Origin of the sequence: uncultured Microbacterium sp. (genome assembly GCF_947489255.1) — a bacterium.
Lineage (GTDB): Bacteria > Actinomycetota > Actinomycetes > Actinomycetales > Microbacteriaceae > Microbacterium > Microbacterium phycohabitans.
The window spans coordinates 20348-46031 of the sequence record NZ_CANLCY010000001.1 but is presented as its reverse complement, the minus strand read 5'-3'; the positions used below and the strand labels follow the sequence as shown (position 1 = coordinate 46031).

Sequence of the window (25684 nt, the reverse complement as noted above, 5' to 3'; positions counted from 1 at the left end):
GGTCCTCCCCCGCTGCCGCGTACACGGCATCCGGGATGCCCCTGCCGGGTCGCCGGAACGAGAAGAGCCCCGACACCGAGGTGCCGGGGCTCTGTCGTCTGTGAGAGGACTCAGCCGATGAACGGGGCGAGGTCCTGCTCGAGCGCGTACTTGGGCTTCGCGCCGATGATGGTCGTCTTGACCTCACCGCCCTGGAAGACCTTCATCGCCGGGATCGAGGTGATCTGGTACTTCATGGCCAGATCGGGGTTCTCGTCGACGTTGAGCTTGAGGATCGTGATCTTGCCCGAGTTCTCGTTCTGGATCTCGTCGAGGACAGGGGCGACCATACGACACGGTCCGCACCACTCGGCCCAGAAGTCCACGAGAACGGGTCCGTCGGCCTGCAGGACGTCCTGCTCGAAGGTCGCAGAGGTCGTCGCCTTGGCGGTCATGTGATTTCTCCTTAGATGGAAGCGTCGGTTAGTGAAAACGCCGGTGAGGGCTGATTTGTTCCTCAGACGACGGCCGCGTCGGGGAGGCCCTCGATCGGGCTCTCGGCGACAGCGGGCTCGCCGGCCTCACCGCGCGCGGCGAGGAAGTGCTCGACGTCGAGAGCGGCCACCGTTCCGCTGCCGGCGGCCGTGATGGCCTGGCGGTAGGTCGGGTCGATCACATCACCGGCGGCGAACACGCCGTCGACGGACGTGCGCGACGAACGGCCGTCGACCCAGATGGTGCCCTGGTCGGTGAGCTGGAGCTTGTCGTGCACGAGGTGCGTGCGCGGGTCGTTGCCGATCGCGACGAAGAGGCCGTCGAGCGGGAGCTCGCGGGTGGTGTCGTCGACGGTCGAGCGCAGACGGACGCCGTTCACTGCCTCGTCGCCGAGGATCTCGTCGACCGCGCTGTTCCAGATGAACTCGATCTTGGGGTTCGCGAACGCGCGCTCCTGCATGATCTTCGACGCACGCAGGGTGTCTTTGCGGTGGATGACGTAGACCTTCGACGCGAACTTGGTGAGGAAGTTCGCCTCTTCCATGGCCGAGTCGCCGCCGCCGACGACGGCGATCGTGCGGTCGCGGAAGAAGAAGCCGTCGCACGTGGCGCACCACGAGACGCCGCGGCCGGAGAGGCGGTCTTCGCCCTCGAGGCCGAGCTTGCGGTACGCCGAACCGGTGGCGTAGATGACCGAGACGGCCTCTTCGACCTTGCCGCTGCCGAGCGTGACCTTCTTGACCGGTCCGTCGAGTTCGAGCGACACGACGTCGTCGTAGAGCACTTGTGCGCCGAACCGCTCGGCCTGGGCCTGCATCTTGGCCATGAGGTCGGGTCCCTGGATGCCGTCGGGGAAGCCCGGGAAGTTCTCGACCTCGGTGGTATTCATGAGGTCGCCGCCGGCTTCGACCGAGCTCGCGACGACGAGGGGCTCGAGGTTGGCGCGAGCCGCGTAGATGGCGGCCGTGTAGCCGGCGGGGCCGGATCCGATGATGATGACGTGACGCACGGTAGCGCGTTCCCTTCGTTGATTCCGCCGGATGAAACCCATGCTAGCCCTGGGGTATTCCGGGAGCGGGGGGCTATCGCCTGGGGAGGAGCCGTCGGCCGAGCGCGAGGGCCGGAGCCAGCTCGGGGGTGCGGAACAGAGCCAGGATGCCGATGTAGACGACCAGGACGACGATGCCGAGCACCGCGGCGCCGGCGGCGCCGGCGAGAGCGCTCGTCGTCATCCATCCCGTCGTTCCGCCGAGGAGCAGGAGAACGCCCCATCCCGCTGCGGCGGCCGGAACGGCGGCCAGGGCGAATCGACCCAGGGCGAGGAGCCACGAGCCCGTGCCGATACCGGACAGGCGACGACGCAGCAGAACCGTGGCGACGACGACTTGCACGATGCTGGCGATGGACTGCGTCAGGGCGACGCCCGCGGCCAACTCGGACCGTCCGAGCAGAGCGCCGGCCAGGAGAGCGCCTCCCGCGACGAGCACGCACTGCAAGAGCGTGAAGAAGAAGGGGGTCCGGGTGTCGTTGTAGGCGTAGAAGGTGCGCTGGATGACGAAGAGCACGGCGAGCGGCACGAGGCAGACCAGGAAGCACCACAGCACGGGTGCGGCTGCGGCGGCCTGATCCGGGCCGTTCGTGAAGATCCGGCTGGCGGGGACGGCGGCCACCGCGAGAGCGGCGGTGGCCGCGACGATGAAGAATCCGAGCGTGCGGATGCTGCGGGAGATGTCCGCCCGCACCTCGTCGTGGCGTCCCGCGGCGGCGTGCTCGCTGAGCTGCGTGAAGTAGGGGGTTCCGATGGACAGCACGATGATCGAGTACGGCAGCATGAACAGCAGCCAGGCGTTCTGCGAGGCGAAGATCGCGGGGTCGTCGCCCGAAGCCCCGGACAGGACGTTGGACTGCACGATTCCCGCGAGCTGCCCGGCCACGACCATGAGGAACGTCCACCCGGCCAGGCGGCTGATGTGTCGCAGCCCCACGCCCTTCCACTGGAAGTCCGGCCGGAGAGTGAGACCGGCGCGACGCCAGAAGAACATGAGCACCGCGGTCTGCACGACGATCCCCGCCGTTGCCGTGGCCGCGAGCACGGCGATCATGCTCGGCGTCCATGCCTCGACGTTCTTCTGCGGCCCCCCGAAGAGCAGGATGAACGCCCCGAAGCCGGCGATCGAGACGATGTTGTTGACGATGGGCGCCCACGTGTAGGGACCGAAGACACGGCGGGCGTTCAAGATCTCGCCGAGGAGGGCGTAGAGACCGTAGAAGAAGATCTGCGGCAGGCACCAGTAGGCGAACGCCGTCGACAGCGCGATCTGGTCCTCGGTGAACTTGCCGGCGTACACCTGCACGAGAAGCGGCGCGGCGATCATCGCGAGAGCGGTGGCGCCCAGCAGGCCGACGGTGCCCAGCGTGAACAACTTCGAGATGAAGGCCTGTCCCCCGTCGGCGTGGGCGGCGGCCTTCACGATCTGGGGAACCACGACCGCGGTCAGCAGACCCGTCGAGATGATGGCGTAGATGTTGTTCGGCAGCTGATTGGCGACCGCGAAGGCATCCCCGGCGCTGCTGATCGAGCCGATGGCGGCGACGAGAACCACCGTCCGCAGCAACCCGCTGACGCGCGACACGATCGTGCCCGCCCCGATGAGCACGCTCGCCCGTCCGATACTGCTCACGGGTGCGTCTCCTGGTCGGTGTCGGTGCTCTGGGCGTCGTCGGGATCGGCTTCGCCTCGGCCGTCGGCATCCGGATCCTTGTTCCCCACGCCGTCCACGGCGTCGGGGTCGCCTTCGGGGGGTGCGGCGGTGGCGCGGCGGCGGCGGGTGATGGTGCGGATGACGCCGAGGCTCAGGAACGCCACCACCAGCACGATGATGACGATGAGGCCGATGCTCTCCCACTCGGCGCGGACCTCGACGTCGACGGCCTGCGGTTGACCGATCGGCTCACCGCTGGGGCTGAACAGCTGCAGATCGACGCTGACCTCGCCGTTGGCGATGCGCGCCTCGACCGGAACCTCGACGCGGGTGTTGGCCGAGGCTTGAGCGTCGACGGTCGTGTGGTCCTGCACGCGGAGGCGGGCGTCGTCGGGGCGCACCGAGAGGACGACCGTCACCGGCCACGGCAGGTCGTTGCGCACCCAGGGCCGAAGCGGAGCGCTCGAACTGACGAGCCGGAAATCGGACGACAGGATGCCGACGGAGTCGAGCGTCGTGGAGGTCGCGGCGCGGTGGTCGGAGACGGCCTTGCGGGCGGCATCCCCCGTCCAGGACGTGCTGGTGACCTGCAGCACCTCGGCGCGCTCGCGACCGGTGAGCAGCTCGGGCTGGTCGAGGATCGTGGCGAAACGGTCGATCACCTGCTCGTCTCCGAGCAGAGCGCTCACCTCGGCCACGCGCGCGTCGTCGACGGTGGGATCGGAGAGGGTGACCGCGGATGCCGGGAGTGCCGCGATCGTCGCGAGGCGCGAGCCGGCGAATCCCGGCGCGGTGGCGATGAGCCCGAGGGTGGCGCGCAGACTCACGCGTGAGCGATCCGTCCCCCGGTCGAGGACGGCGAGGACGGGCTGATCACCGGTGGCCGCGCGGGCGATGGCGAGGTATCCCTGCGCGGCGGCGAGCGAGGCCCCGCGGAGGGTGGCGTCGTTCTGTCCGGCGGCGTCGGCGAGGGCGCGCGACACCTCGGCGTCGTAGACGGGCGTCGACACTCCCCCGACCGAGGCGGCGGCCTGTCGCGCTCCTCCGGTCACGCTCGTCGACGGGACCAGGACGTGGGCGGGATCGTCGGAGGTTCCCAGGGCGCCGAGGGCGGCGACGGTGTCGGACCCCGCGGAACCGGTGGACGGCCAGTACACATTGGGCGTCGCCGTGCCGATGTCGAGCAGCGTCGCGGTGGAGGGATACGTCGGCTGCCCGGGTGTCGACGCGGGCGAGGGGTCGGGGGTCGAGACGGCGGAGACGGCCGGGGCGGGCTCCGTGAAGTCGGCGGCCGTCATGTAGGTCTGCAGCGAGGTGGGTGCGAGGGGAATCGAGAGGCCGGCGCGCAGCTGAGCGGCGACGTCGGAATCGCCGAACTGCAGGGCGAAGCGGTCGTTCGGCAGAGCGAGCAGTCGCTGGAGCCAGGCCACCGCCGTGGGGGGCGCAGAGGAGCCCAGCACGCGGATGGCGGCGGGGATCGCGGGATCGATGGCCAGGGTCGCCCCGGTTCCGTCGACCGCGTCGAGTTGCGCCGAGAGGGCACCATCGACGGCGGTGAGCTCGGCGAGCTCGTTCGCCGTCAGCAGGCCGCGGGTCAGTGGCGCCGCGGTGATGGGGACGACGAGGGCGATCGGCGTCTGGGCGCCGGTGTCGGCGGGGACCACGACGACGCTCGGCGCCGAGAGACCGACGGTCGTCGCGCTCACCTGCACGGGATAGACGCCCGCGGCGCGGCCGGCCAGGGCGGGATCGGTCGCCGGTGCGGAGAGGGTGGTGGTGCTCTGGGCGCCGGCGGAGGTGGCATCCATCGATCCGGTCGCCACCTGCTGGAGGGTCACTCCTGTCGCGTCTCCGCTGAGCCAGCGCTCGAGTGCCGCGTCGTCGGCGAGCGGGTCGCGACCGAGGCTCAGGGCGACGGGGGTCGCCACGGCGCCCGAGGATCCCGCGGTGAGGGAGGTGACGACCGACAGGGTTTCACCGGATCGGAGGATGCCGTTCGCGGCCGGCGCTGCGGACAGCGTCGCCGGCGTGGTCGACGCCGAGGGCGACGGGGTGGCGTCGGCGACCGCCACCGAGGCCGGGAGCGCGACGCCGAGGGCCACGGCGAACGCCGCGAGGGTCGCCAGGAGTCGGCGCGTGCGGAGGCGCCGCGGCACGGGTGAGCCCGAAGGCAGAGAAGTCACGGTCATACGAGCGTCGGTGTCACGAGGGGGCAGGCCTCGCATCGCGACGAGTCTAGGCCGCGTCCCTTCACGCCCGCCGATAGCCTCGCGCAGACGGTTGAATGGACCGGTGCTCCCTGAACCCGATGCCCAGCTCTGCGACGCGCTCGCCTCCGACCTTCGCGCGGCGGGTTACACCAGCGCGGCGCTGAGAGAGGCGTGGGGTGAGCAGGCGGATGACGCTGTGGCCCGAGGGCTGCGCGGGCCGGCGGAGCGGGCGCTCGGCTCTCGCGACGACGCTCTCGCGACTCTGGGGCGCCTGTGGGGGCTGGGCCTCGAGGTTCTGCAGAGCGAGGTCGCGGCGGCACTGCCCGCGCTCGGTGTCGAGGGAGCCGTGGCGTTGGGCCTGCTCACCCTGACCGACCAGCAGGCACGCCCCGCGGTGCTCGTCCGTCCGCAGGCCTTCGCCGACGACGCGGGCGAGGTGGAATGGTGGATCGCGAGCGATCTCGACGAGGCAGCCCTCGGTGGACCCCTCCCCGAGGATCACGTGCTGGGCGTCGGCGGGGCCTCGCAGACCCTCGCCCGGCTCCAGCTCACGCGCCGCGGCGGCACCGCTCTCGATCTGGGCACGGGCTGCGGCATCCAGGCTCTGCGTCTGCGACGCCTGGTGGACCGCGTCGTCGCCACCGACATCTCGGAGCGCGCGCTGCGCTTCACCCGACTGAACGCCCTGCTGAACGGTGTGGACGGCATCGAGACGCGGCACGGCTCGCTCTTCGAACCGGTGGCGGGCGAGACGTTCGACCGGGTGGCATCCAACCCGCCGTTCGTCATCACCCCACGCGTCGAGGGGGTTCCCGCGTACGAGTACCGCGACGGCGGCATGGAGGGCGACGCCCTGGTGGCCACCGTGATCCGCGAGGTCGGGGTGCACCTGTCGCCGGGCGGTGTGGCGCAGTCGCTCGGCAACTGGGAGTACCACGAGGGCGAGTCGGGCCTCGACCGCGTGCGCGGATGGGTCGGCGACGCCCTCGACGCGTGGGTGGTCGAGCGCGAGGTGCTCGACCCGCTGGCCCACGCGGAGCTGTGGGTGCGCGACGGGGGGACGGTGCCCGGCACCCCCGCCTACGCCCGCCTCATCGAGGCGTGGCTCGACGACTTCGCCCGGCGCGGCGTGACCGGGGTCGGCTTCGGCTACGTCCTGGTGCGCCGGCCGCTCGCGGGCGCCCCGACCCTCGCGCGCTACGAACGCGTGGCGGGCGGCGGCGAGGCGGGTTTCGGTCCGCACCTCGCGGACTGTCTGGCCGCGCACGACCGCGCCGCTCTGCTCGACGACGACGACCTCGCCGACAGCCTGCTGCGCGTGGCGCCCGACGTCACCGAGGCGCGCCACCACCGGCCGGGCGAGGGCGACCCCTCGGTGATCGAGCTCCGGCAGGGCGGCGGTTTCGCGCGCACGATCGAGGTCGATCCGGCGTTGGCGGCCCTCGTGGGCGCGTGCGACGGCGACCTTCCCGTCGGGACCCTGGTCGACGCGATCGCCCAGCTGATGGAGGTGGATGCCGCGCACCTGCGCGCCGACCTGCTTCCGCGCGTGCGCGAGCTGCTGGTGACCGGCCTCCTGTCGTTCGAGGAGTGAGCGACGCCGGGTCGCGGCCGTTCGGATGCGGGCGTCGCCGTCCACAGCCCCGCTGAGCGCTGTCAGCGGCCCCGGTTAGGCTCGAAGGCATGCTGAACATGGCCGAGGGTCTCGCGCGCCTCGAGGAGCTCGCCGCGCACCCCGTCGTCGCCGCCGTCGCCCGCGCCTTCGCCGATGCGGGCCGCGATCTGGCGATCGTCGGCGGCCCGGTCCGCGACGCCCTCCTGGGTCGCATCACCCACGACTTCGACTTCACCACCGATGCCCGACCCGACGAGATCCTCGCGCTGATCAAGCCGATCTCCTCGGTTCAGTGGGACGTCGGGCGCGCCTTCGGAACGATCGGCGCCCGCGTCAAGGGCGAGCAAGTCGAGATCACGACGTACCGCGCCGACAGCTACGACGGCGTCACCCGCAAGCCCACGGTCGAATTCGGCGACACCCTCGAGGCCGACCTCAGCCGACGCGACTTCACCGTCAACGCCATGGCGCTGCGGGTTCCGGCCCGCACCCTCGTCGACCCCACGGGTGGCGTCGAAGACCTCCTGGCCGGGCGCCTGCGCACCCCGATCGATCCCGCCGTCAGCTTCGGCGACGATCCGCTGCGCATGCTGCGCGCGGCGCGGTTCTCGTCACAGCTCGACTTCGCCGTCGATCCCGCGACGCTCGACGCCATCAGCGAGCTGCGGGCGTCGCTCGAGATCGTCAGCCCCGAGCGCGTGCAGGCCGAGCTCGTGCGGCTGCTGCAGACCGACGACCCGGTGCGCGGCATCCGCGTGCTCGTCGAGACCGGTCTGATCGAGGAGTTCCTGCCCGAGGTGCCCGCGCTCCGTCTCGAGGTCGACGAGCACCACCATCACAAAGACGTCTACGAGCACTCGCTCACGGTGCTGCGTCAGGCCATCTCTCTCGAGAAGAGTCGGCACCCGGATGCCGCGCCCGACGTGCCTCTGCGCCTGGCGGCGCTTCTGCACGACATCGGCAAGCCCGCCACCCGTCGCCTCGAGTCGGGCGGCGGCGTGACCTTCCACCACCACGACATCAAGGGCGCGCGCATGGCCCGTAAGCGCCTGCAGGCGCTGCGCTTCGACGCCCACACGACCACCGTCGTGTCGCGCCTCGTCGAGCTGCACCTGCGGTTCTTCGGCTACGCCGAGGGAGCGTGGACGGATGCCGCTGTGCGTCGCTACGTGCGCGACGCCGGCGACGAGCTGGAACGCCTGCACATCCTGACGCGCGCCGATGTGACCACGCGCAACAAGCGCAAGGCGCAGCGTCTGGCATCCGCGTACGACGACATCGAGGCCCGCATCGCCGCGCTGCGCGAGCAGGAGGAGATCGACGCGATCCGCCCCGAGCTCGACGGCAACCGCATCCAGGAGGTGCTGGGTCTGAAGCCGGGACGCGAGGTCGGCGAGGCCTATCGGTTCCTGCTCGATCTGCGCCTCGACGAAGGCGTGCTGGGCGAGGACGAGGCCGAGAAGAGGCTGCGGGAGTGGTGGGCGGCGCGTAGCTGAGGCGCCGGTGGCCCTTGCGTGGTGCCTGCCGTGGGAGGTTGCGCCGTAGTGGGGCGTGATTCGCGCAGTGGGGTGTCCAACGACCGTCCCGTTGCACTGGCGGCGCCCCCGTCGGAAGGTGCTCCCTCCTGCGCGTGAGACCTTGTGTGCAGACGGCGCTCGACGTCCGCGTCGCTCCCGCCGTCAACGTATGCCGGATTCGGCATGCGCGGTGAGGGGTGGCATCCACCATCCGGACGCCACCCCTCACCCCATTTCTCAGGGGACGACGACCGCCCGGCCCCGGACGGCGCCCTTGTGCAGCTTCGCGTACGCCTCGACGGCCCCGTCGAAGCCGTAGCGCTCGACGTGCACGCCCACGGCGCCACTGCGCGCGAGGTCGAGGACCTCGATCAGCTCGCTGCGCGTGCCCCAGTACGGCGCGCGGACGGCCGCACCCATCGGCGTCGAGAAGAAGCCGGCGGGCATGATCCCGCCGCCGATGCCGACGATGTGGATGAAGCTGTCCATGCCGGCCACGGAACGGGCGAGGTCGATGGTGGGCTGTACGCCCACGAAGTCGAACACGGCGGTCGCCCCGAGGCCGTTCGTCAGCTCCCGGATGCGTTCCGCTGCGTGCTCGTCGGAGGTCACCGCGTGGTGCGCACCGACCTCGCGGGCGAGGGCGAGCTTGTCGTCGCCGAGGTCGACGGCGATGACGGTGGCCTGCGTGATCGCGCGGAGGATCTGCACGCCCACGTGGCCGAGTCCGCCGACGCCGATCACGACCGCCGTCGCACCGGGGTACAGCTTCTCCTTCGCGGCGACGATCGCGTGGTACGGCGTGAGTCCGGCGTCGGTGAGCGACACGGTCTCGACGGGGTCGAGGTCGCCGAGAGGGGCGAGGTGGCGCGGATCGTCGACGATCACGTACTCGGCCATCGCGCCGGGGCTGCCGAGACCGGGAGGGGTGATGCCCATCTCCGCCGCGTACGGGCAGTAGTTCTCGGCTCCCTGCGCGCACGCGTGGCAGCGGCCGCACCCCCACGGACCGTAGATCGCGTAGGCCGCACCGATCTCGACGCCCTCGACGCCCTCGCCGAGTTCGTCGACGACACCGGCGCCCTCATGGCCGAGGGTGAGCGGCAGACCGTAGGTGTACTGGTCTTCGGGGAGGTCCATCACGAACCAGTCGGAGTGGCACAGCCCCGCGGCCGTCACCTTGAGCCGCACCTGCCCCGGACCCGCGTGGGGTTCCTCGATCTCGACGACCTCGGGGCCCTTGCCGATCTCGCGATACTGCACTGCCTTCATGGCATCCCTTTCTCTCGTTCTCCCCACCGTGCCTCCACGCTGCCGCGTCGCGCGCGGGGGTTGACGGCGTTTTCCGCTGATCGGGAACGCATCTCACGGGCAGCGCGGCGCCGATTGCTGCGAGCCCGCCGCGAGGCCTGCCCGCGGAGCGGTCGCCGCCCTACACTGGTCGCACCTGCCGTCACCGTCGATGGGAGTTCCGTGCCTTCTCCCTGGTCGCGACCCGCGATCTCCCCCGAGACCTCGGGGCTGCTGATCGCGCGCGCCCACGACGAACTGCTCGCCGGAAACGAGGACCGGCGGCTCGCCGACGTGCGGCCGCTCGTGCAGGAGTCCTGGCGGCGGTCGCTGGCATCCCTCGTCGGACCCGAAGGTCTCCCCCACCTGGAATTCGCGAGTGACGAGCTCGAGGCGTACCGACGCACTCATCCGCTGGCGGGGGTCATGGACATGGTCCGCTCGCTCCTGCTGCCCGGAACCGCGGAGGAATCGGGGGTCGTCGTGGCCGTGGGCGACGCGGCGGGTCGCCTGCTGTGGGTGGAGGGCGACCGCCACATCCGCTCGCTCACGGGCGACATGGGCTTCGTCGCGGGGGCGAACTGGGCGGAGGATGCCGTGGGCACCTCGGCCCCGGGAACGGCCCTGACGCTCGACCGGTCGGTGCAGATCCGCGGCGCCGAGCACTTCAACCGGCTCGTGCAGCCCTGGTCGTGCACGGCGGCGCCCGTGCACGATCCGGAGACACGGCGGCTGCTCGGCGTGATCGACGTCACGGGAGGTCCCGAGGCCGTCACTCCGCAGGCTCAGCTTCTCGTGGATGCCACGGCCCGGGCGATCGAGAGCGAACTGCTCGTCGCGCGGCTGCGCGCGCAGCAGGCTCCTCCCCCGAAACGCTCGGCTCCGTCGCGGGCGCTGCTGCGCATCCTCGGCCGCGACCGCGCCCTGCTGGAGGTGGGCGGGTCGACACTTGAGCTCAGCGCGCGCCACGCCGAGATCCTGCTGCTGCTCGCGGTGCACCGCGAGGGGATGTCGGCCGAGGCGTTGAGCGAGGCGGTGTACGGTCACCCGGCCGTCGAGACGCTGCGGCCTGAGATGGTGCGTCTGCGGCGCGCGCTCGTTCCTCTGGCGCCTCGGGTGGTGCCGGCATCCCGGCCCTACCGGTTGCCCGACGACCTCGAGACAGACGCGCAACACGTGCTGTCGTTGCTCGATCGCGGTGCGCACCGGGTCGCCCTCGCGGCGTACTCGGGACCGGTGCTGCCCGAGTCCGAGGCGCCGGGCGTCGTGGAGGTGCGCGACTCGGTGCGCTCGGCACTCCGCGAGGCCTTGATCGCCGAGGCGGGGGTCGACGTCCTGCTGGCGTACGCCGAGACCCTGGAGGGCCGAGACGACGACGAGGTGCTCCGGCTGTGCCTGTCGATGCTGCCGCCGCGGTCGCCGCGTCGCGCCGGTCTGGTCGCACGGATCGAGCGGCTCGAGCGCGACTGAGGCGGACGGTTCCGCCTATCCACAGGCGACGCGCCGCACGGCCCCCCGATGTCGGAGGCCGTGGTTACAGTGAACATATGGACGAAAAAGCGCTCGACATCTTCTCGGCAGCCCGTGCCCGTCGCGACGTGGCGCGCATCCGCGAGGCGCTCGCCGAGGTCAAGGCCGGCGACGTCGCCCGCGTCATCGTCCGCTCCCCGCGCTACGGCCTCTACGCCCTCGAGGGCACGGTACGCATCGGCGTGGGCGGTCAGCCGCTCGTGGGCGATGTGATCCTCGCGACGAGCTCCGAGATCCAGCGCATCGACCTCGGCATCGAGGCGCCGCAGCCCGCTCTCGCGGCCGATGTGGTCGACCCGTCCACGCTTCCCCACGGCACGCCCGTGCGCGTCACGTTCCTCACGCCCACCCACCAGACGTTCGCTCTCACCGGGCCGATCACCGCGGGCAACGACCGCTTCCTGCTGGTCGGCAGCTGGATCGTCGCCGACGACCGCGCCATCGCGCCGCGCGTGCAGAGCATCGAGCGTCTCGACGACGTCGACCTGCACGAGGTCAACGTGCCGCCGCTGCGCTCGGTGCTGGCCGATGCCGACGCCTGACCGTCTCGCGTGAGGGATGCCACGGCCTGCGGGTCGTGGCATCCGTTCGTCTTGCGCGTACTCCGCTGCCGGCCGGGTGCCGGCATCCGGGATGCTTCTCGCGGCGCGTTCCCGCGCAACCGGATGCAACCTCCCCCGGCGTAGCGTCGGCGCATCGCCGCACCGGAGCCGTCGCGGCGTCTCATGACCGTCGAAGGAGACACGCATGACCATCGTCGAAGAAGGCGTCTCGAGCGTCTACGCCGCACCCGGAACCCGCGGGGCCGTCGCCGAATACCGCTCGCGGTACGGGCACTACATCGGCGGCGAATGGGTCGACCCGCACAGCGGCGAGTACTTCGAGAACATCACGCCCGTCACCGGCAAGCCGTTCTGCGAGGTCGCGCGCGGTGACGCCCACGACATCGATCGGGCGGTGGATGCCGCCTGGAAGGCGTTCGCGTCCTGGAAGAAGACCACGCCCGCCGAGCGCAGCGTCATCCTGAACAAGATCGCCGACCGGATCGAGGAGAACCTCGAGAAGATCGCCGTCGCCGAGACGTGGGAGAACGGCAAGCCCGTCCGCGAGACTCTCGCCGCCGACATCCCGCTGACCATCGACCACTTCCGCTACTTCGCCGGGGTGCTACGGGCGCAGGAGGGCTCGCTCAGCCAGCTCGACGAGAACACCGTCGCGTACCACTTCAACGAGCCGCTGGGTGTGGTCGGACAGATCATCCCGTGGAACTTCCCGATCCTCATGGCCGCGTGGAAGCTCGCCCCCGCCCTCGCCGCGGGCAACTGCGTCGTGATCAAGCCGGCGGAGCAGACTCCGGCATCCCTGCTCTTCCTGTTCGACATCATCGGCGACCTGCTGCCCGCCGGTGTCGTGAACATCGTCAACGGCTTCGGCATCGAGGCGGGTGCTCCGCTCGCGCAGCACAAGCGGATCCGCAAGATCGCCTTCACGGGTGAGACCACGACGGGCCGCCTGATCATGCAGTACGCCTCGCAGAACCTCATCCCGGTGACGCTCGAGCTCGGCGGCAAGAGCCCGAACGTCTTCTTCGAGGATGTCGCGCTGCGCAGCGACGACGCCTATTACGACAAGGCGCTCGAGGGCTTCACGATGTTCGCGCTCAACCAGGGCGAGGTGTGCACGTGCCCGTCGCGTTCGCTCATTCAGCGGTCGATCTACGACCAGTTCCTCGGTGACGGCCTCGAGCGCGTGAAGAAGGTGCGCCAGGGCAACCCGCTCGACCCCGAGACGATGATCGGTGCGCAGGCCTCGAACGACCAGCTCGAGAAGATCCTGTCGTACATCGACATCGGCAAGCAGGGCGGCGCCAAGCTGCTCCTGGGCGGTGAGCGGGTCGACCTCGGCGGCGACCTGACCGAGGGGTACTACGTCGCCCCGACGGTGTTCGAGGGCACGAACGACATGCGCATCTTCCAGGAGGAGATCTTCGGTCCGGTGCTGTCGGTCACGTCGTTCGACGACTTCGACGACGCGATCTCGATCGCGAACGACACGCTCTACGGCCTGGGTGCCGGCGTGTGGAGCCGCAGCGGCGACACCGCCTACCGCGCCGGTCGGGCCATCGAGGCCGGTCGCGTCTGGACGAACACCTACCACCAGTACCCGGCGCACGCCGCGTTCGGCGGGTACAAGCAGTCGGGCATCGGCCGCGAGAACCACCTCAAGATGCTCGACCACTACCAGCAGACGAAGAACCTGCTGGTGTCGTACGCCGACGGCGCGATGGGCTTCTTCTGATCGGCCGTGTCGGGGTCGTGGCGGCGATCCCGACCCGCGTGACCCCCGGGTTCGTCCCGGGGGTCACACCCCTTTTCGTCGCTGTCGCTCCGGGCCCGTTGCGGCTGGCGCGGTGACCGGCGGCGTTCCTGCAGCTGCCGCGCTGACCGTCGGCCTTCCTGTGGCGGCCGCGCTGACCCTCGTCCCACTTATGGCCGGTCACCGGCCGCGACACCGACACACTTTGGGACATGAACCGAAAGGAGTGGGACATGGCGACCCAGCTCTCCCGTGTGGATGTGACGGATGCCGCAGCTGCGCTGCTGCGCGACCTGACGGCCACGCACGGCCCCCTGATGTTCCACCAGTCCGGCGGGTGCTGCGACGGCAGCTCGCCGATGTGCTACCCGGTGGGGATGTTCCTGACCGGACCGAGCGACGTGCTGCTGGGCACCATCGACGCCGGGCTCGACGATCCGATCCAGGTCTTCATGTCGGAGTCGCAGTTCGAGTACTGGAAGTTCACGCACCTGACGATCGACGTCGTGCCGGGGCGCGGCGCGGGCTTCTCGGTCGAGGGGCCGACGGGGATGCGATTCCTCATCCGTTCGCGGATGCTGACGGAGGAGGAGGCGGCGGCGTTCGGGGTGGGCGCTGCTGCCGAATGAGACTCGCTCTCCAGCGTCGTTCGCGATACCAGGCGGTGGTTGCGAACGACATGGTGAGGAGCGGCACCGACATCGTGGCATCCGGAGCGAGACCCGCGATCAGGAATCCCGTGATCACGACCAGGATGACCGAGATCCAGTAGTTCGCCGGTCGAAGGGGGTCGATGAGGGCGCCCACGCCGTGCCGATCAGCGTCACGTAGATGCCGACAATCACGGCGAGGTTCGCGCTGTCTTCCATACGAACTCCTGACGGACAGGGTGAGAGATCAAGCTTCCCAGTCGCTTCGGCGCCTCTGTGCCGGCTTCACCCGTGATCGCATGGCGTTTCATCTGAGGGGCGTGCTCGAGCCCGGGCTTCGACGCCGGTGGGAGAGGACGGTCGAGACCTCCCCACCGCGGGTGCAGCGCGTGAGCGGTGAGCGGGTTCCTTCACGCGCGCGGGGGAAGGTCGCGCTCGAGGGGGTGAAACGCGAGCGGATCCGCGGATGCTGATGCACAGCGCTCACTAGCGTGTGGTGCCTCCGGGCGCGACGCCCGGGCCGCCCACGCTCGAGCGGGCGTGAAGTGTCGTGCCGTGCCGTGCGAGAGGTGCCTGATGAGATTCCGTGTCGGTCGCCTGGTGCTCGCCCTGCTCTCCCCCGTCATCGCCGCAGCGTTCGTCGCGGTGATGCTCATGCTGCTCGCGATCGTCGCGACCGAGATGGCGACCACCATCGACATCCCCTACCTCGTTACCTACACGGGGACCAAAGACCCGGGCGGGGGTGGGCGGACGCTCTTCATCGACGGGTCGTGGGCGGTGGCGATGGCAGTGACCGGCATCCTCGCTTCTCCGCTCCTGGCGCTGGCGCTTTTCCTGCCGGAGTGAACGAACGGGCAACGCCGGCCAGAACGTCGCTCCCTCACCACGAGAAACCCCCTGCATCGACGGACACCTCGAGGATGACGTTGAATGCCCCACGAACGCCTGCTCTGTCTCTGAGCGCAGACCGCGTCTTCGTGATGGTCTGTTCGTTAGCCATCTGCACCGGATTGAGCGTGATCGGAGCGCTCGTGCTCGCGGCGGTCGCGTTCAGTCAGGCCATCACCGTGTGCATTCCTCTCGTCGCGACGTTCCGTGGATTCGTGGACGAGGGGGGATCGCACGCCCTGACGGTGGACGCGGCGTGGGGCGGGGTGCTCGCGTCGGTGGTGCTCATGGCCGCGCCACTCTGCGTCATGGCCCTCATGGGTGGAGGTTCCGGCGCGCCGTGGAGAGGCTGATCAGCTCCTTGACCTCGCGACGATCGTTGGTCCGCCGTGACGGCGATCAGGCCGCGGCCGCGCGGTCGTCGAGCGCGGAGGATGCCCCCTCGACGAACTCCTTGATCGTCTTGGCGAGGTCGACGTAGGTGCCGGCCGAGGTGACGAGGTCGCGGACGAAGGACGAGAGCAGCGAGGTCCAGCGCGCCGACTTGATCGCGAGCTGAGCGGCGATCGCGGGGGTGGCCGCCCCGAGGGTGCAGGCGGCGACCGCCAGGCTCTGGACGACGAAGCCGACGAGATCGGCGATGACGTCGCGGACCACGTCATGCACCGCCTTGACGATGCCCGCCAGAAGATCAGCGGCGACGCCGAGCCCCGCGCTGAGCTCTGCACACCGCTGCAGCGAGGCGGTGAGAGTCGTCAGCAGTGCGCGGTAGGCGTCCGCCGCTGCGCCCTCGAGCTCGGCGAGGTCGCCCACCGCTCGAGACAGGGAACCCGAGGTCTCGCCTAGTCGACCCGACACGTTCTGCCACGTCTGCGCGAAACCGGCGACCTCGTGATGGTCCCCGGTCAGCTCATCCAGCCAGTCGTTCAGGGGCCACATGTGCTCGAGGAGCCAACCGACTCCGAGCGAGACCAGCGTCGCGATGGGGTTCACGACGGCATCGAAGCCCGAGACGGCGATGGACCCGCCGGCCAGGGAAGCGCCGATCCAGTCACCTCCCGCGATCGACGAGACGAGCGAAGCGCCGTCTTCGAACGGGCCGAGGCCGTCGGCCAGGCTTCCCTCCGTGGGTGGCGCGATCAACGAATTGGTTTCACTCACACGTACACCCCGCCGTCGATCTCGGCCCGCAGAGTCTCGAGCTCCTGCACGAAGCGGTTCTCGATGTTCTCGAAGTCGTCGGCCATCTGCGTCGCGGCCGTCGCAGCACGGATGAGCGCCCGCTGGACGGCGGAGACGGCATTCACGGCACCGAGGCCGAGCAGCGTGGTGGGGGGCGCGGCGAACGAGCACATGATGCCGAACGCCCGTCCCCCGAGAGCGACGTGAGCGGCGGCGGAGGTCGCATCGCCGATGTCGTGGGAGAGAGCGGTGATCTTCTGCGCGTGCTGACGCAGCAGATCGGGATCCACCTGGATGAGGTCGGCGCTCACTGCTCGTCCTCCTCCCGCTTGAGCTGCGGGCGGTAACGTTCGGCGTTCTCCCTCAGGCCCGCGACCGTCGGGGCGTCGGGTCCGAAGGCGGCGGATGCGAGGGCGACGCTGCGGCGGGTCGCCTCCTCGTACGCCTCGTCGAGCGAGTCCAGGAGCAGCGTGCGCACCCGCGACGGTTCGAGCGCCATCGCCCTCGAGGTCAGATCGATGTCGATCAAGCGTCCATTGGCATCCACGTGAACCGTCATCTCGCCCCCGGGCGATGTCACCTCGACGTGTATGGCTTCGATCTGCACGGCCAGGTCCTGCATGAGCTGGGCTCGGTGCTGACTCATCGCCACTTGCTCGTCGATCTTTCGCAGCGCCTCGTGCACTTCTGCGGAATTCGTCATTCAGCCCTCCAAGAATGTCGTGCTCGTACACCCTAGGCATTCCGGCGTTACGGAGGCAGCCCCAGATTCCTCTCGGAAGCGACCGGCAGAATGACACCGTGCATTGTGAAATCGACTACACCGCGTTGACGCACCCTGTCGCTCCCCCGGCACGGACCGACCCGACCGCCCACGCGGTCTCGCGCTTCGCGTCGGAGAACGGATGGCAGTACTTCACGCACGCCGTGGATCAGCAGCTCCCCGGTGTGGTGTTCCGCGAGGTGGACGGGCAGGCGCGGTTCTCTCAGCGCGCGGTGAACATCGTGCGCATTCCGGGAGATCCGATGGTCGAGGTCGGCGACAGCTTCTACACGGAGGTCGCCGTGGGGAATCAGTTCACGCAGCAATGGGGGTACGCCGCCGTGGATCTGGGGGTCGCCGTGCCCTCGGTAACCATCGAGGCGGTTCGCAACCGCGCGCGGTCGGCGCTTCCGGCGACCCCGGGCGGGGCTGCGGTGGACGACAGTCGTCCGGGCGTGCGGGTGGAAGCCGCACCCGGTTCGGAACAGGCCGTCGATGCGCTGCTCACGCCGGAGATCGTCGACGCCCTCGCTGACGAGGCCCATCCTCTCGACGCGGAGCTACGCGGTCAGTGGCTCTTCCTTTACGCGCCGCGTTCACTGTCAAACGACGACGCGACGTCGTGGCGGGCCGTCCTGGCCACCGTGGACCTGTTCGTGGCGCGCGTGCACGAGCTGAGGCTCCCACAGGCCGCTGCGGAGCTGCCTCCGGCCGCTGGAACCCCGGCCGCCGCACCGCCGGCCGGCGCGGTCCACGCGGAACCCCTGCAGTCGCGGGGATCGCGGGTGAACGGCGCGCGCGTGGGTCTGTACCTCGGGGTCGTGCTCGCCGCGATGGTCATCGCGGGCGGCGCCGCGCTTTTCTTCGGGCGGTGATGATCGCGGGCATCGCCGCGTCGGATCAGGCCCCGTGAACGACGGTGACGACCCGCTTCCCACCACCCGGACCGCTGCGGTGGCACGGTCGTCCAGATGAATGAGAGATCGCCCACATCCGGGTGAGCCTGTGGACAACTTCGCGGCGGTGTATCGAGATCTCAGTACGGTTCCGGGATGCGGAGCCTCACCGTCATCACCGACACCCTGCGTCGCGCGGCCGGATCGCTCGACCTGACGGCGCGAGCAGCCGAGGCGGAGACGGCGGTCGCCGACGCGCGACAGCTCGGGCATCCGCAGCTCGGCCAGGCCGTGGACGCCTTCATGCAGGCGATGACGGGAGGCTGGGCGGAGGCGACGGCGCAGGTGGACGACACCGCCGCGGGTCTCCAGGGGTCGGCGGGGTTGTACGAGCGGGTCGAAGAAGGTTCCGACGCCACCGTCAGAGCGCTGGCGGGTGACACATGAGCAGCCTTTCGTCTGCGTCGATTCCCGAGGAGATCGTCCCCGGATCCGTCGAAGCGGCGTACGAGGTCTCCCATCTGGCGGAACGGCGCGCGAAGGTCAGCGAGGAAGTGGTGGAGCGACTGCGCTCGCAAGCCGATATCGAGGGCTGGACCGGCGGATATGGAGAAATACGTGCGCGTTGCCCAGTCTCTCGTCGCGGAGCAGGCGCGTCTGGCGGATGCTCACCCCAGCGAATTCGCTGGACTCGCTTGGATCGGGTACCACCCGCCGATGCCCGACGTCCGGGCTTTCGAGGTGTTCTCGGACGACCGCGCGGCAACGGGTGCCGTCGCGCTTTCCGACGATCTGAAGGCCCTGCGGTCAGCGCGCAGTGAGCGGGGTCAATCCAGACGGCTCGCTCTCCGATCTGTGGATCGGAACGGGCATCGTGAATTTCAGCTACGTCAGCCCCTGCGTCCCCGGGGACATCTTCGAACTGCAGCCGCAGTTGTCCTCCTCGCCGGAACCGACCGTCACCCCGCCTTCGACGCTCTGATCGTGTAGCTCAGCGGCATCACGGAGGGCTGTTCGGTCAGCGCGTATTCGCCGTCCGAGCGCAGGGTCATCCGGCCCGGGAGAGCTTCCCACGGAACGCTGTCGTGCTCGACGAGAGTGTCGATGCGCAGGCCGTGCGAGAGGAGAGCGGTGACGATCTCGCCGAGCCCTCGATTCCACTCATACGTGCGCGTCGACGTCAGCGGCGCGGAGACCTCGACGTAGGTGCTGTCGTCATCCCACTCCAGCGGGACGGGCTGCTCGAAGTAGGGAAAGGCGAGGGTCAGGCCCGGCAGCGTCTCGTTCATCGACCACAGAACCGGGTGCCCCTCGCGAATGTGCAGCGTTCCGCCCGGCGCCAGAAGGTCGGCCACGACACCCGCCCACTCGTCGATGGACGGCAGCCAGCACAGGGCGCCGATTCCGGTGTAGACGAGATCGAACGTTCCTCGGGGGAGCACGTCTGCCGCTCTCCGGACATCCGACTGGACGAACTCCACGTCCACTCCGACCTCGGCAGCGAGCTTGCGGGCCTCGGCCACCGCGTTCTCGGAGAAGTCGAGTCCGGTCACCCGGGCGCCCAGTCGGGCGAGGGACAGGGTGTCGGTGCCGATGTGGCACTGCAGGTGAACGGTGCGCTTGCCGACGATGTCTCCCAGGAGAGGCGCGTCGAAGCGCACGACGTCTGATAGGGCCTCGGGGTCGTCCACGTACCGCTGGACGCCGTAGCCCGAACCGTCGCGCGCGGCGTGCAGGGTCGCGCGTTCGTCCCAATTGGCGCGGTTGGCATCGATGAAGTCAGAACTCATGGCATCCCCTCGGAGAATCTCGAGCCTAGGGAAATCGATCGTCGGTGTCGCCTCGTGACGACGAAAGAACACGATGTCGGGGCCCCGGGTTAGCCTGGCCGCATGTCGGGCAAGGTCTATGTCATTCACGAGAACCCCCAGTGGATCCCGCCGTTCGCGGCGGCGTTCGAGGCCGAAGGCGTGCCCTTCGAGGAGTGGATGCTGACCGACGGGTCGATCGATCTGGCGGTCGAGCCGCCCGAGGGCATCTTCTGGTCGCGCCTCAGTGCGTCGGCCCACACGCGCGACCACGCCTACAGCAAGGAGTTCGGCCGGGCCGTGCTGCGATGGCTCGCCTCGTGGGGGCGCACGGTCATCAACGGCGCCGACGTGCTCGAGCTCGAGGTCAGCAAGGTCGCGCAGCACGCGGCGCTGCGTCACGCGGGCATCGACGTTCCGCGCACGGTCGCCGTCTTCGGCGTCGACGACCTCGTCGCTCAGGCCGAGCGCTTCGGGGCGCCGTTCATCAGCAAGCACAATCAGGGCGGTAAGGGCCTCGGAGTGCGGCGGTGGGAGACGGTCGAGGAGTTCGCCGCGTGGGTCGCGGGTGCCGAGTTCGAGCCCTCCCCCGACGGCATCACCCTGCTGCAGGAACTGCTCGTCGCGAAGTCGCCGTTCGTCACGCGCGCCGAGTTCGTCGCCGGTGACTTCGTCTATGCGGTGCGCGTCGACACCAGCGCGGGGAGCTTCGAGCTCTGCCCCGCCGAAGCCTGCGCCGTCCCGGGAGCCGACGGCGTCGAACCCGAGCCGCTCTTCCGCCGCCGCGACGACGTCGACCCCGCTCTCATCGACAGCTATCTCGCCTTCCTCGCGGCCGAGGGCGTCGGTATCGCCGGCATCGAGTTCATCGAGACGCGCGACGGACGCACCGTCACGTACGACGTGAACACCAACACGAACTACAACCCCGACGTCGAGGCCACCGCCCCCCGTTCCGGACCTCGCGAGATCGCCCGATGGCTGGGCTCCCTGCTCCCGAAGGAAGCGGTCGGTCTCCGTGGCTGAACCGGCAGCGCCGCACACCGAGTGGGCGGGCTTCGGTTTCGCCACCCGCCAGGTGCACGCGGGCGAAGAAGAAGATCTCACGCACGGGTCGCGGATCACGCCCGTGCACCTGTCGGCGGCCTATCGCTTCACCTCGTTCCAGGAGGCCACCGATCGGTTCGGCGCCGTCGACCTGGGGCATCTGTACTCGCGCAATGCCAACCCCACCAACCAGGTCGCCGAGCGCCGTCTCGCCTCTCTCGAGGGCGGCTCCGGGGCACTCGTCGTCGGATCGGGTCAGGCCGCGATCACGATGGCCCTGCTGGGGCTCGCGGGCAGCGGGGAGCACATCGTCTCCACCGCGAGCATCTACAGCGGCACGCGGGTGCTCTTCGACCGCACCTTCGCGCGCCTCGGCGTCACCGTCGAGTACGTCTGGAACCCCCTCGACGAATCCGAGTGGGACGCCCTCATCCGGCCCGAGACGAAGGCGATCTTCACCGAGACCCTCCCCAATCCGAAGAACGACGTCGTCGACATCGACGCGGTCGCGCGGGTGGCGCGTCGCCACGGCATCCCGCTCGTCGTCGACAACACCATCGCCACGCCCTTCCTCATCCGTCCGATCGAGCACGGCGCCGACATCGTCGTGCACTCGGCCACCAAGTTCCTCTCCGGGCACGGGGCCAACCTCGCCGGGGCGGTCGTCGACGGCGGGACGTTCGACTGGGCGGCGGCCGACCGTTCCTATCCCGCGCTCACTGATACGCCCGTCGCCGCGCACTCGTCGTTCGTCGAGGCGTTCGGCCCACGCGCGTTCGAGCTGTCGCTGCGCTTCGGGATCGCCAACGACACCGGACCGGCGCTGTCGCCGCTCAACGGGTTCCTCCTGCAGCAGGGCATGGAAACGCTGTCGGTCCGCATGCGCCAGCACCTCGCGAGCGCGCGCACGATCGCGCAGTGGCTCGACGCGCACGATGCCGTCGAGAGTGTGAATTACGCCGGGCTCCCCTCTCATCCGCAGCACGCCATCGCGGTGCGCGATTACAACGGTCTCTCGGGCTCCGTCTTCTCGTTCACCGTGCGCGGGGGGCGTGACGCCGCGGAGCGCTTCTTCGACGCCCTCCGGCTCTTCAGCCGCATGACGAACATCGGCGACACCCGCTCCATGGCGCTGCACCCGGCGACCACCACGCACTTCGGATTCACGCAGGAGACGCGCGACCGCCTCGGCATCGGCGACGGCCTCATCCGCCTGTCGATCGGCCTCGAGGATGCCGACGACCTCATCGCCGACCTCGATCAGGCGCTCCGCGCGGCGCGCTGACACTCGCGCGAGGCCGGCGAATGCTGCGCGGCGAACGTCAGGCGTCGCGCTGCGCCTCCAGGCGACGCACGCGCGGGATGACCTCCGCCGCGAAGCGCTGCATCTCGGGCAGGTGCGGGGAGAACTGCAGCAGAAGGGTCGAGACGCCGACGTTCGCGAACTCCACGATGCGCGCGGCGACCTGGTCGGGGGTGCCGACGAGGTTCGGGCGGAGGCCGCGGTTCGAGACCGAGTACTCCTTGAGATCGACCTGGGTGTCGAGCTTCGACTTGCTCACGAAGTCCTGGTACGACCCGTAGGCCGCTCCCCCGCGCACGTCGGTGATGCGGTCGATCTCGGCCTGGGCCTCGTCGTCCGTGTCGCGCACGATCGCGTAGGCGGCCATGCCGAACGCCTCGAACGGCGTCGCCCCCGCCTCGGCACGGCGACGGCGCATGTCGGCGACCTTGACCTCGAGCTCGTCCAGCGTGCCGCCGTGCGTCAGGTAGGCGTCGGCGAAGCGCGTGATGGCGGTACGACCGGCCTCGCTCTCCCCGCCGGCGTACAGGCGCGGCACGACCCGCGGCTTCGGCTCGGTGTACGTGCCCTCGGTGCGGTAGTACTCCCCCTCGTAGGCGAAGGGCGTCTCCGACCAGAGGCCCCGCAGCACCTCGACCCACTCGATCGTGCGGGCGTACCGGTCATCGTGCGCGCTGAAGAGACCGTCGTACTGCTTGGCCTCCTCGGCCCACCATGCCGAAACGACGTTCAGGGTGAACCGTCCGCCGCTGATCTCGTCGATCGTGGCCGCCTGCTTCGCGGTGTGGAACGGGCTGTGGAAGCCCGGGCGCACGGCGGTCATGAGCTCGAGTTTCGACGTGATCGCAGCGAGACCGGCGGTCACGGCCCACGCATCGAGCGAGGGCGCCTCGACGCCCTTGATGTCGTTGAGGTTCAGCTCGGGGATCAGCGTGAGGTCGAAACCGCCCTCTTCGGCAGCGCGGGCGATCTCGGCGATGTGCGCGAACGACACGGGGGTCTGCTCGTCGTCGACGTTGCGCAGCCATCCGCCGAAGATCGGGGTCCAGTAGCCGAAACGCACACGCTGGGGAGAGGTCATGGGCTCCATCCTCACCCGCTCGACCCGACCCGGCGTCACAGGACGAAACCCTCCGTCATATGTCGTTGACGCCCGTGACGGGCCGGTGCGACGGTAGCCGGGTTCCGATCCCGCCAGGAGGACCCCATGACCGAGACCACCCCCACCCACGAGCCGCTGAAGTTCGCCTACTGGGTGCCCAACGTCAGCGGCGGGCTCGTGATCAGCTCGGTCGAGCAGCGCACCGACTGGAGCTACGACTACAACGTCAAACTGGCGCAGACCGCCGAGCGTGTGGGATTCGAGTACGCGCTGAGCCAGGTGCGCTACGCCTCCAGCTATGGCGCCGCCCAGCAGCACGAGTCCACCTCCATCAGCCTTGCGCTGCTGCTGAACACCGAGAAGCTCAAGGTCATCTCGGCGATCCACCCGGGCATCTGGCATCCGGCGGTCCTGGCGAAGTTCATCAACACCGCCGATCAGTTCTCGCACGGCCGGGCCGCCGTCAACGTCGTCAGCGGGTGGTTCAAAGACGAGTACACCGACCTCGGACTCGAATGGCTCGAGCACGACGAGCGGTACGAGCGCGCGGCGGAGTTCATCCAGGTGCTGCGCGGGCTCTGGACGGAGGAGAAGTTCTCGTTCCACGGCAAGTACTACGACATCACCGACTTCACGCTGCGCCCCTTCCCCTACGACGTGCCCGGTCGCGCCCACCCCGACATCTTCCAGGGCGGCAACTCGACGGCCGCCCGCTTCAACGGCGGGGCCTATTCCGACTGGTACTTCTCCAACGGCAAGGACTTCGACGGCTTCACGGAGCAGTACGACGACGTCACCCGCATCGCCGCCGAGCACGGGCGTCGCACGCGCTTCGGACTCAACGGCTTTGTCATCCAGCGCGACAGCCGCGCCACGGCCGAGGAGCAGCTGCGCGAAATCATCGCGCACGCCGACGATGGCGCGGTCGAGGGCTTCCGCAAGAGCGTGCAGGAGGCGGGTGCGTCGACGAAGGACGGCAAGGGCATGTGGGCCGACTCCTCGATCGACGACCTCGTGCAGTACAACGACGGATTCCGCACGCAGCTGTTCGGTGACGCGCAGCAGATCGCCGAGCGCATCATCGAGTACAAGAAGCGCGGCGTCGATCTGTTCCTGCTGGGGTTCCTGCACTTCCAGGAGGAGCTCGAGCGGTTCGGCGAGACGGTGATCCCGATCGTGCGCGAGATCGAGGCCGACCTCGCCCGCACGGGCGACCCGATCGAGGTCGCGTCGCGCTGAGAGGGACGTGGGAGTCACCGGCGCCCGGCCGACCCCTCTGCGAACAGTCTTAGCCTGGAGGGCGACGACATTCCGTGACGGGAATGCGTCGGAGAGGATGACGGATGACCGGCGCGCGGCTCGGGTTCTTCACGCGGCTTCTGGATGCCGGGACCGACGGCGAGCGATACCGCGCGGCGCTCGCGCAGGTGCGCGCCGCCGAGGAGAACGGGTTCGCGTCGGCGTGGGTCGCTCAGCATCACTTCGACCGCGACGAGGGCGGATTGCCGTCCCCGTTCCCGTTCCTCGCCGCCGCGGCCGTGCAGACGCAGCGCATCGCGCTCGGCACCGGCATCGTGACCCTCCCCCTTGACGAGCCGGTGCGGGTGGCGGAGGACGCCGCCGTCGTCGACGCTTTGAGCGGGGGCCGGGTGCAGCTCGGCATCGGGACGGGCGGAACCCCGTCGTCGTTCGCCGCGTTCGAGCGTTCCTCTGACGATCGGCGCGAGATCCAGGCCGCACACGTGGCGGTGCTGCGCGACGCGTTCGGCGGGCGCGGCATCCGGAATACCGACTTGCGTCTGAACCCCGCCGCACCGCACCTGGGCGGGCGGTTCTGGCAGGCGACCTTCTCGGTCGAGGGTGGCCGCCGCGCGGGACTCGCGGGCGACGGCCTGCTGCTGTCCCGCACGCAGCCGCGTGACGAGGGGCAGGCGCTGCACGAGGTGCAGGTGCCGATCGTGGAGGCCTATCTCGCCGCCCTGCCCGACGGCGTTCCGCCGCGCATCCTCGCCTCGCGCACGGCGGTGGTGGTGGATGCCGACCGCCTCGACGAGACCTGGAGGGCGGCCGACCACGGCGTCCGGCGTCTTACCCGCACATTCCTCAAGAGGAATGCGGAGGGCGATCTCCGCGACCTCGCGCGGTCGACCGATACGCACCTGGGAACCGTCGAGCAGGTCGTCAGGTCGCTGTCCGCCGATCGGACCCTTTCCCTCGCCACCGACGTGGCGTTCCAGGTGCACTCCGTGGACCCGGCCGCCGAGATCACCCTCCGCTCGATCGAGCTGCTGGCCACCGAGGTCGCGCCGCGGCTCGGGCTCCGTACGGGCGCGTACGCCGCCGCGGAGCTGCACCGACTCGGAACGCCGGTCCCCCGCTGACTCAGGG

Annotated in this window: 25 protein-coding genes; 15 read left to right on the top strand and 10 right to left on the bottom strand. The window is 69.8% G+C overall.

Features of this window, described 5'->3' with window-relative positions; genetic code table 11:
* Positions 1–110 precede the first annotated feature (110 nt).
* The 4 genes from trxA to Q0818_RS00205 all read right to left on the bottom strand — a co-directional run bounded on the left by trxA (position 111) and on the right by Q0818_RS00205 (position 5359).
* A complete protein-coding gene (trxA, locus tag Q0818_RS00220; protein WP_108319841.1) occupies positions 111–434 on the bottom strand; it encodes a thioredoxin in 324 nt (107 codons plus the stop codon).
* A 62-nt stretch (positions 435–496) separates the two neighbouring features.
* Positions 497–1483, bottom strand: coding sequence for a thioredoxin-disulfide reductase (gene trxB / locus Q0818_RS00215; protein ID WP_298870090.1), 987 nt, complete (start codon positions 1481–1483; stop codon positions 497–499).
* A 73-nt stretch (positions 1484–1556) separates the two neighbouring features.
* Positions 1557–3155 carry a murein biosynthesis integral membrane protein MurJ gene (gene murJ, locus Q0818_RS00210; protein WP_298870089.1) on the bottom strand — a complete coding sequence of 533 codons (1599 nt, stop codon included), beginning with the start codon at positions 3153–3155 and terminating at the stop codon, positions 1557–1559.
* Positions 3152–5359 (bottom strand): DUF6049 family protein, encoded by a 2208-nt coding sequence (locus tag Q0818_RS00205; RefSeq protein WP_298870087.1) that lies wholly within the window; start codon positions 5357–5359, stop codon positions 3152–3154. The genes murJ and Q0818_RS00205 overlap by 4 nt, the downstream gene beginning before the upstream one ends.
* Before the next feature lie 109 nt (positions 5360–5468).
* Here Q0818_RS00205 and Q0818_RS00200 point away from each other — a divergent pair, with 109 nt between their 5' ends.
* Together Q0818_RS00200 and Q0818_RS00195 are read left to right on the top strand one after the other, a co-directional pair.
* A complete protein-coding gene (locus Q0818_RS00200) occupies positions 5469–6980 on the top strand; it encodes a methyltransferase (protein WP_298870085.1) in 1512 nt (503 codons plus the stop codon).
* A gap of 89 nt (positions 6981–7069) precedes the next feature.
* Positions 7070–8497 (top strand): CCA tRNA nucleotidyltransferase, encoded by a 1428-nt coding sequence (locus Q0818_RS00195; protein ID WP_298870084.1) that lies wholly within the window; start codon positions 7070–7072, stop codon positions 8495–8497.
* 258 nt (positions 8498–8755) lie between these two features.
* Here Q0818_RS00195 and Q0818_RS00190 read toward each other — a convergent pair whose 3' ends face one another.
* Positions 8756–9790, bottom strand: coding sequence for an NAD(P)-dependent alcohol dehydrogenase (locus Q0818_RS00190; RefSeq protein ID WP_298870083.1), 1035 nt, complete (start codon positions 9788–9790; stop codon positions 8756–8758).
* A gap of 201 nt (positions 9791–9991) precedes the next feature.
* On the opposite strand from Q0818_RS00190, the gene Q0818_RS00185 reads away from it, so the two are divergent.
* The 6 genes from Q0818_RS00185 to Q0818_RS00160 all read left to right on the top strand — a co-directional run bounded on the left by Q0818_RS00185 (position 9992) and on the right by Q0818_RS00160 (position 15548).
* Complete coding sequence (locus tag Q0818_RS00185) at positions 9992–11278, top strand: GAF domain-containing protein (RefSeq protein WP_298870081.1); 1287 nt, start codon at positions 9992–9994, stop codon at positions 11276–11278.
* Positions 11279–11355: 77 nt separating this feature from the next.
* Entirely contained in the window at positions 11356–11880 is a 525-nt protein-coding gene (locus Q0818_RS00180; protein WP_298870079.1) for a hypothetical protein, read from the top strand.
* A 205-nt stretch (positions 11881–12085) separates the two neighbouring features.
* Complete coding sequence (locus tag Q0818_RS00175; RefSeq protein WP_298870078.1) at positions 12086–13636, top strand: aldehyde dehydrogenase family protein; 1551 nt, start codon at positions 12086–12088, stop codon at positions 13634–13636.
* Between the two features lie 251 nt (positions 13637–13887).
* The gene (locus Q0818_RS00170) at positions 13888–14283 is read left to right on the top strand and encodes a DUF779 domain-containing protein (protein ID WP_264629552.1); all 396 of its coding nucleotides are present in this window, start codon (positions 13888–13890) and stop codon (positions 14281–14283) included.
* A gap of 597 nt (positions 14284–14880) precedes the next feature.
* A complete protein-coding gene (locus Q0818_RS00165; protein ID WP_298870076.1) occupies positions 14881–15153 on the top strand; it encodes a hypothetical protein in 273 nt (90 codons plus the stop codon).
* Positions 15154–15323: 170 nt separating this feature from the next.
* Positions 15324–15548, top strand: coding sequence for a hypothetical protein (locus Q0818_RS00160; RefSeq protein WP_298870075.1), 225 nt, complete (start codon positions 15324–15326; stop codon positions 15546–15548).
* Between the two features lie 46 nt (positions 15549–15594).
* Here the strand turns inward: Q0818_RS00160 and Q0818_RS00155 are convergent, their stop codons facing one another.
* Genes Q0818_RS00155 through Q0818_RS00145 form a run of 3 tightly spaced genes read right to left on the bottom strand, consistent with a single transcriptional unit; the run spans position 15595 to position 17080 of the window.
* Entirely contained in the window at positions 15595–16356 is a 762-nt protein-coding gene (locus Q0818_RS00155; protein ID WP_298870073.1) for a hypothetical protein, read from the bottom strand.
* The gene (locus Q0818_RS00150) at positions 16353–16688 is read right to left on the bottom strand and encodes a hypothetical protein (protein WP_298870071.1); all 336 of its coding nucleotides are present in this window, start codon (positions 16686–16688) and stop codon (positions 16353–16355) included. Before Q0818_RS00150 ends, Q0818_RS00155 begins: the two co-directional genes overlap by 4 nt.
* Positions 16685–17080 (bottom strand): YbaB/EbfC family nucleoid-associated protein, encoded by a 396-nt coding sequence (locus tag Q0818_RS00145; protein WP_298870070.1) that lies wholly within the window; start codon positions 17078–17080, stop codon positions 16685–16687. The genes Q0818_RS00150 and Q0818_RS00145 overlap by 4 nt, the downstream gene beginning before the upstream one ends.
* A gap of 224 nt (positions 17081–17304) precedes the next feature.
* Here Q0818_RS00145 and Q0818_RS00140 point away from each other — a divergent pair, with 224 nt between their 5' ends.
* From Q0818_RS00140 to Q0818_RS16700, 3 genes are all read left to right on the top strand, one after another.
* A complete protein-coding gene (locus tag Q0818_RS00140; RefSeq protein ID WP_298870069.1) occupies positions 17305–18015 on the top strand; it encodes a hypothetical protein in 711 nt (236 codons plus the stop codon).
* A gap of 177 nt (positions 18016–18192) precedes the next feature.
* The gene (locus Q0818_RS00135; RefSeq protein ID WP_298870068.1) at positions 18193–18483 is read left to right on the top strand and encodes a hypothetical protein; all 291 of its coding nucleotides are present in this window, start codon (positions 18193–18195) and stop codon (positions 18481–18483) included.
* A 159-nt stretch (positions 18484–18642) separates the two neighbouring features.
* Complete coding sequence (locus Q0818_RS16700; protein WP_366943081.1) at positions 18643–19026, top strand: alpha/beta hydrolase; 384 nt, start codon at positions 18643–18645, stop codon at positions 19024–19026.
* Here Q0818_RS16700 and Q0818_RS00130 read toward each other — a convergent pair.
* Positions 18996–19826, bottom strand: a complete 831-nt coding sequence (locus tag Q0818_RS00130; protein ID WP_298870066.1) for a class I SAM-dependent methyltransferase — start codon at positions 19824–19826, stop codon at positions 18996–18998. The two genes, Q0818_RS16700 and Q0818_RS00130, sit on opposite strands and share 31 nt — an antisense overlap.
* A gap of 102 nt (positions 19827–19928) precedes the next feature.
* Between Q0818_RS00130 and Q0818_RS00125 the strand changes: the two genes are divergently transcribed.
* Both Q0818_RS00125 and Q0818_RS00120 read left to right on the top strand, forming a co-directional pair.
* A complete protein-coding gene (locus Q0818_RS00125) occupies positions 19929–20870 on the top strand; it encodes an alpha-L-glutamate ligase (protein WP_298870064.1) in 942 nt (313 codons plus the stop codon).
* Positions 20863–22176: a PLP-dependent transferase gene (locus Q0818_RS00120; RefSeq protein WP_298870062.1), complete on the top strand. Its 1314-nt coding sequence runs from the start codon at positions 20863–20865 to the stop codon at positions 22174–22176. The genes Q0818_RS00125 and Q0818_RS00120 overlap by 8 nt, the downstream gene beginning before the upstream one ends.
* Before the next feature lie 37 nt (positions 22177–22213).
* Here the strand turns inward: Q0818_RS00120 and Q0818_RS00115 are convergent, their stop codons facing one another.
* A complete protein-coding gene (locus tag Q0818_RS00115) occupies positions 22214–23275 on the bottom strand; it encodes an LLM class flavin-dependent oxidoreductase (RefSeq protein WP_298870060.1) in 1062 nt (353 codons plus the stop codon).
* Positions 23276–23401: 126 nt separating this feature from the next.
* Between Q0818_RS00115 and sfnG the strand changes: the two genes are divergently transcribed.
* Together sfnG and Q0818_RS00105 are read left to right on the top strand one after the other, a co-directional pair.
* Positions 23402–24535 carry a dimethylsulfone monooxygenase SfnG gene (gene sfnG, locus Q0818_RS00110; protein WP_298870059.1) on the top strand — a complete coding sequence of 378 codons (1134 nt, stop codon included), beginning with the start codon at positions 23402–23404 and terminating at the stop codon, positions 24533–24535.
* 104 nt (positions 24536–24639) lie between these two features.
* The gene (locus tag Q0818_RS00105) at positions 24640–25677 is read left to right on the top strand and encodes a putative FMN-dependent luciferase-like monooxygenase (RefSeq protein ID WP_298870057.1); all 1038 of its coding nucleotides are present in this window, start codon (positions 24640–24642) and stop codon (positions 25675–25677) included.
* The last annotated feature ends 7 nt before the right edge of the window (positions 25678–25684 follow it).

What these genes read in the sequence shown, in the direction of transcription:
- trxA (WP_108319841.1), bottom strand. Translation starts at nt 434, where the DNA reads ATGACCGCCAAGGCGACGACCTCTGCGACCTTCGAGCAGGACGTCCTG.
- Q0818_RS00195 (WP_298870084.1), top strand. Translation starts at nt 7,070, where the DNA reads ATGCTGAACATGGCCGAGGGTCTCGCGCGCCTCGAGGAGCTCGCCGCG.
- Q0818_RS00190 (WP_298870083.1), bottom strand. Translation starts at nt 9,790, where the DNA reads ATGAAGGCAGTGCAGTATCGCGAGATCGGCAAGGGCCCCGAGGTCGTC.
- Q0818_RS00180 (WP_298870079.1), top strand. Translation starts at nt 11,356, where the DNA reads ATGGACGAAAAAGCGCTCGACATCTTCTCGGCAGCCCGTGCCCGTCGC.
- Q0818_RS00175 (WP_298870078.1), top strand. Translation starts at nt 12,086, where the DNA reads ATGACCATCGTCGAAGAAGGCGTCTCGAGCGTCTACGCCGCACCCGGA.
- Q0818_RS00170 (WP_264629552.1), top strand. Translation starts at nt 13,888, where the DNA reads ATGGCGACCCAGCTCTCCCGTGTGGATGTGACGGATGCCGCAGCTGCG.
- Q0818_RS00165 (WP_298870076.1), top strand. Translation starts at nt 14,881, where the DNA reads ATGAGATTCCGTGTCGGTCGCCTGGTGCTCGCCCTGCTCTCCCCCGTC.
- Q0818_RS00145 (WP_298870070.1), bottom strand. Translation starts at nt 17,080, where the DNA reads ATGACGAATTCCGCAGAAGTGCACGAGGCGCTGCGAAAGATCGACGAG.
- Q0818_RS00135 (WP_298870068.1), top strand. Translation starts at nt 18,193, where the DNA reads ATGCGGAGCCTCACCGTCATCACCGACACCCTGCGTCGCGCGGCCGGA.
- Q0818_RS16700 (WP_366943081.1), top strand. Translation starts at nt 18,643, where the DNA reads ATGGAGAAATACGTGCGCGTTGCCCAGTCTCTCGTCGCGGAGCAGGCG.
- Q0818_RS00130 (WP_298870066.1), bottom strand. Translation starts at nt 19,826, where the DNA reads ATGAGTTCTGACTTCATCGATGCCAACCGCGCCAATTGGGACGAACGC.
- Q0818_RS00125 (WP_298870064.1), top strand. Translation starts at nt 19,929, where the DNA reads ATGTCGGGCAAGGTCTATGTCATTCACGAGAACCCCCAGTGGATCCCG.
- Q0818_RS00115 (WP_298870060.1), bottom strand. Translation starts at nt 23,275, where the DNA reads ATGACCTCTCCCCAGCGTGTGCGTTTCGGCTACTGGACCCCGATCTTC.
- sfnG (WP_298870059.1), top strand. Translation starts at nt 23,402, where the DNA reads ATGACCGAGACCACCCCCACCCACGAGCCGCTGAAGTTCGCCTACTGG.
- Q0818_RS00105 (WP_298870057.1), top strand. Translation starts at nt 24,640, where the DNA reads ATGACCGGCGCGCGGCTCGGGTTCTTCACGCGGCTTCTGGATGCCGGG.